The sequence below is a fragment of the Rothia sp. 27098_8_27 genome (assembly GCF_041432805.1).
GTDB classification, from domain to species: Bacteria; Actinomycetota; Actinomycetes; order Actinomycetales; family Micrococcaceae; genus Rothia; species Rothia mucilaginosa.
This window is the reverse complement of sequence record NZ_JAPWAJ010000010.1, coordinates 1-13122: the sequence shown is the minus strand read 5'-3', so window position 1 is coordinate 13122 and position 13122 is coordinate 1. Positions and strand designations below refer to the sequence as shown.

The 13122-nt window shown below is 60.6% G+C and carries 13 protein-coding genes, 1 tRNA gene and 1 riboswitch; of the genes, 6 read left to right on the top strand and 8 right to left on the bottom strand.

The annotated features are described in order from the left end of the window. Positions 1-71: 71 nt before the first annotated feature. The 6 genes from thiS to O3675_RS08740 all read right to left on the bottom strand — a co-directional run bounded on the left by thiS (position 72) and on the right by O3675_RS08740 (position 3807). On the bottom strand, positions 72-269 hold the full coding sequence (thiS, locus tag O3675_RS08765) for a sulfur carrier protein ThiS (protein ID WP_049328087.1): 198 nt from the start codon (positions 267-269) through the stop codon (positions 72-74). A gap of 48 nt (positions 270-317) precedes the next feature. Then, on the bottom strand, positions 318-1400 hold the full coding sequence (gene thiO, locus O3675_RS08760; protein WP_371572086.1) for a glycine oxidase ThiO: 1083 nt from the start codon (positions 1398-1400) through the stop codon (positions 318-320). A gap of 2 nt (positions 1401-1402) precedes the next feature. Beyond that, positions 1403-2023, bottom strand: coding sequence for a thiamine phosphate synthase (locus tag O3675_RS08755; RefSeq protein WP_314390936.1), 621 nt, complete (start codon positions 2021-2023; stop codon positions 1403-1405). A 410-nt stretch (positions 2024-2433) separates the two neighbouring features. Continuing rightward, positions 2434-2850, bottom strand: a complete 417-nt coding sequence (locus tag O3675_RS08750; protein ID WP_049357953.1) for a carboxymuconolactone decarboxylase family protein — start codon at positions 2848-2850, stop codon at positions 2434-2436. Continuing rightward, positions 2850-3311, bottom strand: a complete 462-nt coding sequence (locus O3675_RS08745) for a MerR family transcriptional regulator (protein ID WP_049357955.1) — start codon at positions 3309-3311, stop codon at positions 2850-2852. The genes O3675_RS08750 and O3675_RS08745 overlap by 1 nt, the downstream gene beginning before the upstream one ends. A 422-nt stretch (positions 3312-3733) precedes the next feature. Next, a tRNA-Gly gene (locus tag O3675_RS08740) sits at positions 3734-3807 on the bottom strand. 153 nt (positions 3808-3960) lie between these two features. On the opposite strand from O3675_RS08740, the gene dcd reads away from it, so the two are divergent. Continuing rightward, positions 3961-4560 carry a dCTP deaminase gene (gene dcd, locus O3675_RS08735; RefSeq protein ID WP_005509013.1) on the top strand — a complete coding sequence of 200 codons (600 nt, stop codon included), beginning with the start codon at positions 3961-3963 and terminating at the stop codon, positions 4558-4560. Positions 4561-4691: 131 nt separating this feature from the next. After that, on the top strand, positions 4692-6023 hold the full coding sequence (locus O3675_RS08730; RefSeq protein WP_049362003.1) for a septin family protein: 1332 nt from the start codon (positions 4692-4694) through the stop codon (positions 6021-6023). Between the two features lie 200 nt (positions 6024-6223). On the opposite strand, the gene O3675_RS08725 is transcribed toward O3675_RS08730, so the two are convergent. Next, the gene (locus O3675_RS08725) at positions 6224-7660 is read right to left on the bottom strand and encodes an MFS transporter (RefSeq protein ID WP_371572082.1); all 1437 of its coding nucleotides are present in this window, start codon (positions 7658-7660) and stop codon (positions 6224-6226) included. A gap of 160 nt (positions 7661-7820) precedes the next feature. After that, positions 7821-8054, bottom strand: coding sequence for a DUF4235 domain-containing protein (locus tag O3675_RS08720; RefSeq protein WP_005506756.1), 234 nt, complete (start codon positions 8052-8054; stop codon positions 7821-7823). Between the two features lie 266 nt (positions 8055-8320). Next, positions 8321-8421: riboswitch (TPP riboswitch) on the top strand. 58 nt (positions 8422-8479) lie between these two features. Here O3675_RS08720 and O3675_RS08715 point away from each other — a divergent pair. The 4 genes from O3675_RS08715 to O3675_RS08700 all read left to right on the top strand — a co-directional run bounded on the left by O3675_RS08715 (position 8480) and on the right by O3675_RS08700 (position 12906). Beyond that, the gene (locus tag O3675_RS08715) at positions 8480-9112 is read left to right on the top strand and encodes an ECF transporter S component (protein WP_005506757.1); all 633 of its coding nucleotides are present in this window, start codon (positions 8480-8482) and stop codon (positions 9110-9112) included. 88 nt (positions 9113-9200) lie between these two features. Continuing rightward, positions 9201-10844, top strand: coding sequence for an ABC transporter ATP-binding protein (locus O3675_RS08710; RefSeq protein WP_371572080.1), 1644 nt, complete (start codon positions 9201-9203; stop codon positions 10842-10844). After that, positions 10841-11638 carry an energy-coupling factor transporter transmembrane protein EcfT gene (locus O3675_RS08705; protein ID WP_371572078.1) on the top strand — a complete coding sequence of 266 codons (798 nt, stop codon included), beginning with the start codon at positions 10841-10843 and terminating at the stop codon, positions 11636-11638. The genes O3675_RS08710 and O3675_RS08705 overlap by 4 nt, the downstream gene beginning before the upstream one ends. 365 nt (positions 11639-12003) lie before the next feature. Continuing rightward, positions 12004-12906: an aminotransferase class IV gene (locus tag O3675_RS08700; protein WP_005509006.1), complete on the top strand. Its 903-nt coding sequence runs from the start codon at positions 12004-12006 to the stop codon at positions 12904-12906. The last annotated feature ends 216 nt before the right edge of the window (positions 12907-13122 follow it).

Genomic DNA, 13122 nt, shown 5'->3' with positions numbered 1-13122 from the left:
TTTAGGGAACAAAAACCGAGAATATCTGTTCTTTTTTGCCGGTGGGTATCTCTCCGATACAGGCTGGAAGATTAGCCGCCCTGAACGGCGGTGAGGGCATCCACCCTATCGCCCTCGTTCAGCGGCACATCCAGCCACGTGGAACGCGGCACGATACTGCGATTGAGCGCCACAGCCACGCCATTTTCGGTACCAAACTGGTCCATGACAAGGTCAAATACGGTGCGGGCATTCGTGGTTAGCGGCTCGCCGTTGTAGGTGATGATCATGCGAAATCCTTTCGTGAAGGTGCCGGGTGCATCCGGCGGGGACTGTGTTTAGTGGGTGAATCGTGCCGGGTCGCATGCCTGCATGATGGGCGGAATCTCAGCCCCGCAGGCGACCTCCGCACCGACCTTGCCTGCGAGCGCGGCAAGCAGAATGCCGTGGCGGAAATAGCCCGTGGACACGAGCTGGCGGGTGCCGTCAGCGCGAGTGCGGTGCCCGAAGATGGGCAGGTCGTCCGGGGTGCCGGGGCGGGCGCCGACGTTCGCCTCCAGAAGCTCGCACTCTTCAACCGCGGGCACCAGGCGGATTGCGTCACGTAGCAGCTGGTGTACGCCGTCAATGGCGGGTAGTGTGCGGTGGTCTTCGCGGCTGGTCGCGCCGATGCACAGCTCCCCGTCAGGGCGGGGGATGAGGTAGACGGGGCGGGAGTTCACGTAGCCGCGCACTACATGCTTGAGGATGGGCCGCGGGGCGCGCAGGCGCAGAATGTCCCCGTAGACGGGGCGTAGCGGGTAGTCCCCGTGCAGTGTTGCCCCTAGTCCAGCGCAGATAATGTCGCCCGCGTCCGGGTCGGTGACCCGTTCGGTGCTGAAGGTGACGCCGCGGCGGGTGAGGGCGTCTTTGAGGGCGCGCCTCATGAGCCGCGGGTGTAGCTGATGGTCACTGGGGATGCTCACAGCGCCGGCGATACGCGGTGCCAGGAGCGGTTCGAGGGCGCGCGCCTGCGTGGGGGTGACGGGGTCTGCGGGGCGGTTCATGTCCCGGTAGTAGGCGCGGGTGCGTTGCAGGTGCTCGGCGTCGGCACGGTCGGCTGCGATGATGAGCGTGCCGGTGGTGTCGTAGCCGGTGGGCAGGTCGGTGGCGCGGCTGAGCCTCTCCATAAGGGAGGGGTAGGCGTCGGCGCTGGCGGTCATGAGCGGGAAGAGCGCGTCCTGCTGGAATTGCACTTCTGCGATGGGCGCGAGCATACCGCCGGCGTAGTGGCTGGCGGCGGGGTAGAGCGCCGTGCCGTCGTCGGCGGTGCCGTAGTCGCTGGTTTCGGCGTCGATGAGGTGTACGTTCTCGCCGCGTTCGGTGAGCTCAAACGCGGTGGTAAGCCCGATGATTCCGCCGCCAACGATGGTGATGGTCATGGCTATGCCTTCAGTGCGGGGTTGTCGACGAAGGCGCGGACCATGGCGATTCCGGCGACTCCGGTGGTGCGGATGGCGGGGCAGTCTTCGGGGGTGATGTCGCCGATAGCTACGGTGGGTACGGCGGACAGCTCGGCAAGTTCGCGGAGCCCATCAATGCCGAGGGGCGGGCGGTTGGACTTCTTGGTGGGGCTGGGACGGAACGGCCCGGTACCAATGTAATCGATCAGGTGCGCGATCTTGTTGGATTCTTCGACGAGCTGGCGGGTGCCGGTGGTCAGGCCGATGATTGCGTCGGCGCCGAGGAGGGCGCGGGCGTCGGCTACGGGCAGGTCGTCTTGACCGATGTGCACGCCGTCAACGCGCACGCCGCGGGCACGCAGCGCGAGGGCGACGTCTACACGGTCGTCGATGAGGAGGGTCTGGTGCGGCTGGATGATGCCGGCGATAGCTTCGGTGAGCTGGTAGAGCTCGCGCGCACTGATGGGTTTGGACCTGACTTGGATGCAGGTGGCGTGTTTGGCTGCCCGGACGGTTTCGAGGGGGTTGTCGCCTGTGACGAGGTAGAGGTTCAGGTCGAGGGGGCGTGCGGGGGTGGTGTAGGGGTGCGTTTCGCGGGTCATGCGGGTCTACGATTCGTCGTCGAGTAGATGTTTTTTAGAAATTCTCTCTTTGAATTTCTGTGGTTAGGTTAGCACAACTGTGTGGTGAGTTGAACATCCTTCAAGTGTTTTGAGGTGTGTGCGCTTGGCTCGCTATACACTTCCTTCGCTCCTGCAGGAGCAAGGAACATACCGCCTCGACCCGTCCAACTGAGCCTAACCACCACATTCAACCCAAAATAAAAAGCCTCCTACCGTGGGGCAGAAGGCTTGAGGAGAGCGGCTGACGGGCTGGAAGGCGGAAATCCCGAGCGCGCGAGGGAATGTATTTCCGCCTGGAAGCGATTCCCGTCAGCCGCTCCAATAGAACGTCACTCTGGATACAAAGGTTTCCGGCCCTGCCAGGAAGTGTCCGGAGTGGCGTTATCAACTTACCTGTCGTAGTTCCGCCGTGAGTCTATTGCTTCCTGTGCTGCGAAAGTAGCGTTCAGTGCTCGTGGAAAGCCGCAGTACACTGAGGCGTGCAGGATAGCTTCCTGAATTTCCTCTTCGGAAATCCCGACATTGAGTGCCGCTCCAACATGAACTTTAAGTTGAGGTTCGCATCCGCCTAATGCAGTCAATACGCCAATGGTTACTAGCTGGCGACTGCGTGCATCCAGACCGGGCCTATCGTAAATATCACCGAAAGCAAATGCGGCGATGTGGTGTCCTAAAGCAGGGTTTGACGTGGAAAGTGATTCGATAACACTCTGACCAGCGTCTCCGTCGATACGGGAGAGAACCTGCAATCCAAGATCACGACGTCGCTGGTTATCGACGGAATCAATATCGTACTGATCACTCATTATGGATGGGAACCTTTCTGATACATTGCTATCTTGAATTCGGTAGCTGCCAGCGATAACTGAAGATCCTCTATTCGTTGTCGAAGGATGTCGCGATGCTCCAGCATCAAATCAAGACGCTCCTGTACTGTTTCTGCACCTTGTTCAACCAAGGAGATGTAATGCTGGAGTTGGGCAATCGACATTCCAGAGACCCGCATTCGGGTAATAAAAACCAAACGCCGTACAGCCGCAGCATCGTAAAGCCGATAGCCGGATGCATCGCGTCCTACTTTCACCAGCCCTGCACGTTCGTAATAGCGCAGCGTATGTGCGCTGATACCCAAATACTCGGCAGTGGTAGCGATATCCCACTGAGTGTTCTCGTCATCTCTGATCAGGTCGCGCAACGCCGCAGTATTTAGCCCTCCGGGTGGATCGATCGCGAGCCTAAGGGCTTGCTCTAACCGTTCTTCCAACATATCAATTACACTAAACCTTTGAGTGCGCTCGAAGGCAAACTGCTATGGTGCTTCACGTTCTGTGACCTGGGATAGGTGTGGCTGATGTTGGCAAGGTAGCCGTTCAGGAACGGTACGGTAGCGGTTGCTCAAGTCCTGTGGAGTGGTGTAATCGTTTTGTGTCCTTCGGGTTGGGTACCGCAGACAGCTCGCCGGGAAACGAGGGTTGGCAGCCGGGTATGGCGGTGGTTCCGTAGGAACGTCGGGGCACTTTCCCGAGGGCTCATCGAGAAAGGGTCTGCTGTAGCCCCATGCGCACGCTATACACTTCCTTCGCTCCTACTGCAGGAGCAAGGAACATACCGCCTCGACCCGTCCAACCGAGCCCAACCACCGCATCCAACCTAAAAAATAAAGCCCCAAACCATAAGGTCCGGGGCTTGTGGAGCGGCTGACGGGAATCGAACCCGCGTATCAGGCTTGGGAAGCGTGCGCTCTACCATTGAGCTACAGCCGCATCTTTTTCAGTGTATCGCGCTTGCTTGTCGGGGGTGAAATGTGTCGCGGTTGTTTATGTGCGGGGTGGCGGGGTTGAAATGTGATGTAGGCCTGTGTGCTGGGGCTGGTGGATGCCTGCACGTGGGTGGTGTTTGCCAGGTATCCTTTAAACGTGCTTATTTCAGATCGCGATATTCGTCAAGAGATTGCTGATGGGCGCATCGTTCTTGATCCGTTCGATGAGTCGATGATTCAGCCTGCAAGTGTGGACGTGAGGATTGATCGTTTCTTCCGTCTGTTCGATAACCATAAGTACCCGCATATTGATCCTGCTCAGCCGCAGGAGGATTTGACGCGCCTGGTGGAGGTGGCTCCTGATGAGCCGTTTATTCTGCATCCGGGTGAGTTTGTGTTGGGTTCTACGTATGAGAAGGTGACCCTGCCTGATGATGTGGCTGCCCGCCTGGAGGGTAAGTCGTCGTTGGGTCGTTTGGGTCTTCTGACTCACTCTACGGCTGGTTTTATTGATCCTGGTTTTTCGGGGCATGTGACGCTTGAGTTGTCGAATATGGCGACTTTGCCGATTATGTTGTGGCCGGGTTCTAAGGTTGGTCAGTTGTGTTTCTTCCGTTTGAGTAGCCCGACTGAGCATCCGTATGGTTCTGGTGCGTATGGTAACCGTTACCAGGGTCAGCGCGGCCCGACTGCTTCGCGTAGTTATTTGAATTTTCATCAGACGATGATTCCTGCGGATGGTTCTGTGGAGTCTTAGTCTTTCCCGCTTTGGGGTGCGGGCGTGCAGGCTGTGTGTTTGTGCGCCCGCGTTGGGCGGTTTTTTCGCCTGTTGTGCTCGTGCGTTCACTCGCGTGCGGGTTTTTATCTCTCACTCTCTAAGGATTTTTGATGAATCTGAAGCCTGTTGTTCTGCGTGTTGCTGGCGCGGAAGTTTCTTTGTATCTGATTGATATGTCGGACTCTTTTGTGGAGCGTTTTAAGAAGGCGTGGGAGCCTCTTGCTCCGGAGTTTTTTGATACTCCTGATGAGGCGTATGCTTCGTTGTCTCGTTTTGATCAGGTGATGCTGGTTCATGCGCCGACTGATGAGTCGGTGATGGATTTGGCGAATCCGTTGATGGGTTCGTTTGATAAGGTTTCGACGCTGCGTGTGGCTGATGATGATTCGGGTATGCAGGATCTGACGAGCCGTATTACGTTGGCGATGATTGAGCAGCTGGTTGGTCGCGGTGTGATGCTGCATGCGGCTGTTATTGGTGACCCTGAGTCGAAGCGCGCTGTTGCGCTGGTGGGTGTTTCTGGTAGCGGTAAGACGACTGCGTCGCGTTTCTTGGGTTCGAAGTTTGCGTACCTGACTGATGAGACTGCGATTATTTCGGATGAGGGTGTTGTGTCGCCGTATCCGAAGCCGCTGTCTGTGATTGTTGACCCGAATGCGCCGAAGGATCAGCAGAACCCGGTGGATCTGGGTTTGAACGTGGTTGATCGTGATGACCTCAGCTATGAGCTGTCGCGTATTGTGTTCATTTCTCGTGATGAGTCGGCTTCGGAGCCGTATTTTGAGCGTGTTCCGCTGCATGAGGCTCTGGTGTTCTTGAGCGAGCAGAGCTCGGGTCTGGCGCGTCACCCTGAGGGTGTTGTGTCGCTGGCTAAGCTGGTGGAGCGTTGCGGTGGCGTGTGGCGCCTGGTGTACTCGGAGGTTGAGGATACTTTGCCGCTGGTTCAGGATCTGCTGAATGGCGGTGAGCTGCCGAATGCTGATGAGGTTGAGAGCCTGGAGAAGTACACGGTTGAGGATCACCTGCCGGGTGTGTTCTTGAACGGTACGATTGCGGTGTCTCGTATGCCGGGTACTTCGGGTGTGCGTGTGGGTGAGGACGGCCCGTTCTTGCTGCTGTGCGACACTGAGCTGAATGAGCTGTCTGATTTTGCGGCTGAGTGCTGGCTGCAAGCTGAGGGCGACATTTCGTATGATGACCTGTTTGCGCGTCTGGCTGAGATTTTTGAGGGTCTGCCTGCGGAGGCGTATGACGAGAATTTGAGTGCTCTGGCGGCTGGTTCGATGCTGTGGGTCCGTGTGATTGATGATCCGCTGATTGATGACGCGACCTGGGCTCAGATGACGAGCGATGAGGTTCTGGATGAGGAGGAGCAGCAGATTGCACTGGATTCCTCTGAGGATGCTGTCGCTGACGATGAGGACGACGTGGTGGAGGACTAGCCGCCGGGTCTCTCTGACGTGGCTTACTGACACGGCTTTCTGAGCTCCGCTTGGTAGGCACTGCTTAAGCACAAGGGAGGGGCGGGTAGAAGATCATTCTTCTACCCGCCCCTCCCTGTGTGTATGCGGGGTTGCGTTTGCAGGCTTGTATTTGCGGGGTTTGCAGGACGCTTAGCCCCGCGACGCCTTACCGAGCAGCCTTACTGGGCGGCCTTGTCGCGGCGCTTCTGTTCACGCTTCTGCTCGCGGCGAGCCGCACGCATACGCAGCGGACCGGGCGCCTTCACCGGCAGCAGCAGGAGCAGACCCGCCACCACAACGATCAGAATACCGAGCACACCCCAAATCTGCGCGCCCATGATGCTCACGCACAGACCGAACAGCATCGGCGCCAGGAAGCTGGTGGCACGACCGGTGGTCGAGTACAGGCCGAACAGCTCACCCTCAGTACCGGGATCCGCCAGACGAGCCAGGAAGGTGCGTGACGCCGACTGCGCCGGGCCCACGAACAGGCACAGCAGCAGAGCGCATACCCAGAACACGCCCGGTTCGGGGAAAAACAGCAACGGGGTAGCCGCCAAGATAATGCCGACCAGCGAGATAACAATAATCGCCTTCGGGCCCAGGTAGTCATCCAGGTAGCCGCCCAGAATCGCGCCAGCCGCCGCGACAGCGCTACCGGCAATACCGAACAGAATCACCTCGGAAGTGCTGAAACCGAACGTGCCCGCCGCAAGAATACCGCCGAACGTAAAAATACCGGACAGACCATCACGGAACACCGCCGAAGCAATCAGGAACCACAGGGTCTGCGGGGACGTCATCTTCAGCCGCTTAATGGTGCGCCACAGCGCCTTGTAGGAGGCGAGCAGACCGCCCTGACGAGCCGGGGAGAGACGCTCCATACCGAGCTCCAGGAAACGCAGCTCGCGGGTGGGCAGCACCTCCGGCAGGAAGCGCTCGCGGGTGCGCATACGCACCAGCAGCGGCAGGCAGAAAATCAAACACCAGGCGGCGGCGAACAGTGCGACCGCACGGATATTCAGGGCGTTATCGGTGGTCAGGCCGAGCACCTCGGGGGTAAGCACAAAACCCCACAGCACCACAGCCAGCGCCAGGATGCCGCCAATGTAGCCTGCAGCCCATCCGGCGCCCGAAATCTTACCGATATTCTCCGGGTGGGAGATGCGCGGTAGCACGGCGTTATAGTTCACGTACGCGAACTCGCTGAACACGCTTGCCGCAGAAATCAGGGTGACACCCAGCCACAAGTACTGCGGGGTGGGGCCCACGAAGAAGCACGCCGCCATCGAGCCGACTAGCAACATGGTGTTCACACCGAGCCAGAAGATGCCCCTGCCGGACTTGTCGTTACGCTGACCGGTCACCGGCGCTAGAATCGCAATGAGGAAACCGGCAACGGTCAGACCCAGCGACAGTGCCGAGGAGGTCTCTTCGGGCGTGCCAAAGTAGCTGCTGGTCAGGTACACGGTGAAGATGAAGGTCGTCATAATCGAGTCGAAGCTCGACGAACCAACATCCCACATGACCCAGGACGCAATCGAGCGGCGGCTGTTCGCGTGGTCAACGACCCTACGCTGAGCCTTCGTTTTACGGCGGGGAGAAGAAATAGTCATAGTTGTGCTTTCGGATGCCGAGGTGGCGCTTCAGCGTAGCGTCGGCATGGAACCGGCTGAAGTAGAGCGGGCGTGCTGAAGATGGAACACCAGGCGGTACGTACCGAGCGAAGATACGTACCGCCTAGTTCATGAACTTTCGCGCGGAAGGCGCAAAGTCTTAGTTGAAGAAACGACGCTGCAGGCGAGCAATACCGAAGCTCACCACAGCACCCACGACGGAGGTCAGAACGGTCCAGAGGATGACCTGACGCAGGGTATCTTCAGACTCGTGGGAAATGGCGGGAGGCTGGTTACCGGTAGCCTTGGTCCAGGCTGCGCCCAGGCCCTTACCAACCAGGGCAGCAGCGCCCATGTTGATACCCGCAATAGCAAGCTTAGCGACGGGGTTCATATGTATCTCCTTAGCTGTATACGATGCGGCGTCCTGCCCGTGAACCCCTTCGGGGTTGGGTGAGAAAAGAGCGCCACTCCCTAGCGTATAGGGTTTAAGGCGTTCGTGCCGCCTTGGAGCCTCTCCGTCCCAAAATTGTACACCGTGCAATTCTGTAATGCGGGCAGAAGAAGAAAACAAAAAGCGGCAAATTGGCGCGAACAGCCAGACACGCCTACAATCGAACCTGGGTTCCCACCCGCACCACAACGGCACGGACAAGGAACCCCACACGACAGGGGAGCGCCACCGAGGCGCTGAGAGTGCTAAGCAGACCCTCGAACCTGATCCGGTTAGTACCGGCGTAGGGAGTCGAATTTCTTCTCAATGCCCTCGTCCAATCAGAGGGCGAGGACATTCCCCTTCCAACGACGGAAGGACCACCAATGTCACAGAACGCAACCCCCGCCTCCCAGGCATCTACCCAGGCAGAAGCGAAGAAGCCGAACCTGCGCTGGCGAGTCAACGAAATCGTCATCGCTGCAGTTATCGCAGTAGCCTGCGCCGTCATCTTCTGGATCTGGGACATCGCAGTCGGCCCCGCCGCCAAAACTGCACTCGTAGCAGCACCCGAATTCCGCCCCATCGTCGCCGGCGCATGGCTGCTCGGCGGCACCCTCGGCGGACTGCTCATCCGCAAGCCCGGTGCGGCACTCTTCGGCGAAATCGTCGCAGCATTCATTTCCGTACTCTTTACCGGCGGCGCGTGGAGCGGCGAAATCCTGATTGCGGGCCTCTTCCAGGGCCTCGGCGCTGAAATCGCCTTCGCGATCTTCCGCTACCGCCGCTGGAACGCAACCGTCGCCATCTTCTCCGGTGCGCTCAGCGGCCTGTTCATGGGCGTTAACGAAATCTTCATCTACTACCCCGACATGGAACCGGTCAAGGCAATCATCTACGTAGCGTGCGCCGTCGTCTCCGGTGCAGTTATCGCAGGCTTCCTGGCGTGGATTCTCGTGCAGAACCTCGCCAAGACCGGTGTGCTCTCCTCGCTGGCATCCGGCAAGACCCGCCGCTAACCACCAGCAACTAGCCACCAACTAGTCACTCACCACGAGTCACCACTCGGCACACTACAGCAGCCACACAAAAGGCTAAGGAACCATCATGGAAGCAACACCGCGCGGGGCGCGCATCGAGCTCAACAACTTCAGCTGGCACCACCCCGGACGCCCAGAACCCGTCATCAGCGGACTCAACCTCACCATCAACCCCGGTGAAAAAGTCCTGCTACTGGGCACCTCCGGCGCCGGCAAATCGACGCTCCTGCACGCCATCGCCGGTGTGCTCCACGATGATGACGGCGAATCCGCCGGCGGCACCATCACCATCAACGGGCAAGCCCCTGCCGAAGCACGCGGCACCGCAGGCATGATGCAGCAGGACCCCGAATCCTCCATCGTCATGGCAACCGTCGGCAATGACGTAGCCTTCGGCCCCGAAAACCTGCGCGTACCCCGCGAAGAAATCTGGGGCCGCGTCACCGAATCCCTCACCGCGGTAGGGCTCAACCACCTTGCCCTCGACCACCCCAGTAGCGCACTGTCCGGCGGTCAGAAGCAGCGCCTCGGCCTGGCGGGCATCCTCTCGATGCACCCCGGCGCCATGATTCTCGACGAACCCACCGCCAATCTCGACCCCTCCGGCGTGCAGGAAGTACGCGACAGCATCCTTGCCGCCGCGCAAGCCACCGGCGCGACCCTGCTCGTCGTGGAGCACCGCGTGAGCATCTGGGCGCCGCACATGGACCGCATTATCGTGCTCGGCGAAGGCGGCACCATCACCCACGATGGCGCACCCGACACCGTACTCACCGAAGCCCGCCGAGAACTCATCGACGCGGGCGTATGGGTACCCAACTACGTGCCGCGTGCGCCGCAGACCGGTAATATTGCGGGCGGCGAGGCTACGGGCGGCGATAGCGAGCACGGCGAGGCGCTACTGCGCGCCGAAAACCTCAGCATCACCCGCGCACAACCCACCCCCAAACAACGACGCGCACGCCGACGCACCATCAAACGCCTCGGCGACACCCCCGCACCCGCACCCACCGACCTGCCCGTACTGCGCAGCGGCATCAACCTCACCCTGCACGCCGGCGAACACCTCAGCGTGCTCGGACCCAACGGCGCCGGCAAATCAACTCTAGCCCTCACCCTCGCAGGGCTCCTCACCGCACCCAACGGCACCCTCACCGCCACCGACGCGCTCCGTAATTACGACGGCAACCACGGCGGCAACCACGACAGCGAGCGCGCCCACTGGGACGTGCCCACCTGGACCCCCGCCCAAATGCTCAGCCGCATCGGCTACGTCTTCCAAGAACCCGAATACCAATTTATCCGCGGAACCGTACGCGAAGAACTCGAACTCGGCCCCCGCCGACTCGCCGCACTCACCCGCAACCCCCTCGACGAAGACGAGCTCGCCGCCCGCACCAACGAACTCGCAACCCACCTACGCCTCACCCACCTGCTCGACGCCAACCCCTTCACCCTCTCCGGCGGCGAAAAACGACGACTCTCCGTAGCCTCCGCACTCGCCACCGCACCCAAAATCCTCATCCTCGACGAACCCACCTTCGGCCAAGACGCACGAACCTGGGCAGAACTCGTCGACCTCATCCGCGAACTACTCGCAGGCGGCACCGCCATCATCTCCATCACCCACGACGAAGACTACACCGCCGCACTCGGCGGCAACCACATCACCCTACCCGCCCTCACCACCCCCGGAAAGGAGAACGCATGAACACCGACTTCTTCGGCACCATCGACCGAACCAGCTACTTCAGCAACCTCAACGCCGGCGTAAAACTCATCGTCTCCTTCACCCTCATCATCGCCGCCCTCATCGTGCGCGACCCCCTCACCTCCGGAATCCTCTTCGCCCTCGAACTGCTCGGATTCATCCTCGTCGGATTCCGACCCGTCAACGTCCTCGCCCGCTTCTGGCCCATCCTCATCGCCGTCATCACCACCGGCTGGTCCGTCGCCATGCTCAGCGCCAAAACCGGCACCACCATCCTCGACCTCGGCTTCAACACCATCACCACCGACTCCGCCGCCGTCGGCGCAGCCATGATGATCCGCTCCCTCGCCATGGTCCTACCCACCCTCGCATTCGTACTCACCACCGACCCGACCGACCTCGGCGATTCCCTCGCACAAACCTTCAAACTACCCTCCCGGTTCGTGCTCGCCACTGTCGCCGCTCTGCGCCTCGTCGGCATTCTCTTCGCCGAATGGAACGCCCTCGGCCAGGCACGACGCGCCCGCGGACTCGGTGCAGGCCAATCCCTCGCCGGACGCGCCCAAACCTTCGGTGGGCAAAGCTTCGCCCTGCTCGTGCAGGCTATCCGCCGCGGCTCCCGCCTCGCCATCACCATGGAGGCGCGCGGCTTCGGCGCAGGCGAACGCACCTGGGCTCGTGTGCCGTCCTATTCGCCGCGTGATGTGCACGTGAGCATTGCTGCCGCCGTCATTATCGCTGTTGCGTACGGTGTATCTATTGCGGCGGGTACGATCCAGTTCCTCTGGGGCTAGTTTGCTCTGCTCGGGACGTGGGTAGGGAGGCGCTTGTACTCTTCCTTCGCTCCTACAGGGGCACCCGCCCTCGCTTCGCTTCGGGCACCCTGATGTCGCTTCAGGAAGGTACACGCACCTCCAACCCTCCTCAACAGATGACACAGAGGGAGACGGTATTCGCCCTCGTTCCTACAGGGAGGCGGGGTGCCGCATATTTCCTCCGCGCCTAGCCCCACTTGGGACATGAGTAGGGAAGCGCCCGCACCCTTCCTTCGCTCCTACAGGGGCACCCGCCCTCGCTTCGCTTCGGGCACCCTGATGTCGCTTCAGGAAGGTACAGACGCCTCCTGCCTATGGTCCGGGCGCGAACGTACAATAAAACTATGTCTAGTACCGTAATTCTTCTGAACGAGCAGAACCCGCAGGGCATCTTCGTTGACCCGTCCGTGCCCCTCATCAGCGTTGATGATCAGGGCTTCACCCGCGGCGATGGCGTCTTCGAGACCATGCTGTCCGTCAACCGCCGCGTGCGTAAGCTCGGCATGCACCTGTCCCGCCTCGAATCGTCGGCGCGCATGCTGGATTTGCCCGACCCGGAACCCGAGATTCTGCGTTCGGCGGTGGAGCGCCTCATGCGTGAGGCGACCGCCGGTGCCGAAACGGCGCTGGGTGAAGAGCACATCGTGAAGATCATTATTTCGCGCGGCCCCACCCAGGCGGTGACCTCCATGCAGCCGGGCCCGTACACGCTGATTATGGCGTCGCCGGTGCCTGCCTCCATCGTGAAGCGCCGCACCGAGGGTGTGAAGGCGATGCTGCTGCCGCGCGGCCACGAACCGATGGATAATAGCGCCTACCCGTGGCTGCTGGCGGGTGCGAAGACCCTCTCCTACGCGGTGAACATGGCGGTCCTGCGGTATGTGCAGGAGCGCGGCGCGGACGACGCTATCTTCATCACCGATGAGCGTCGCGTGCTTGAGGGCGCCACCTCCTCGGTGCTGGTCGCCAAGATTGAGGACGGCAAGAAGGTGCTGTACACGCCCGAGCCGAGCCACGGCATCCTCCCCGGCACCACGCAGGGTGCGGTGTTCGAGGCGGCACGCCAGGCCGGTTGGGAGCTGGGCTTCGGACCGCTCTACCCGCAGGATTTGTTCGAGTCGGACGGCGTGTGGTTGGCGTCGTCGGTGCGTCTGATTGCGCCGGTAACTCATCTGAACGGCACGGCACTGGCGCATGACCCGGAGCTGACCGCGACGCTGTTGAACTACCTGGCGCAGCAGAGCTAAACGCGTACACAAAGGGACGGTATTATCCGAGCGAGGATAATACCGTCCCTTTGTGCTGTCTACGGTCAAGGACAGGAGGTGCCTGTACCTTCCTGAAGCGACATCAGGGTGCCCGAAGCGAAGCGAGGGCGGGTGCCCCTGTAGGAGCGAAGGAAGAGTACGGGCGCCTCCCCAACTACTACAGCAAATACAGCAAAGCCCCGGACGCGCAACCCT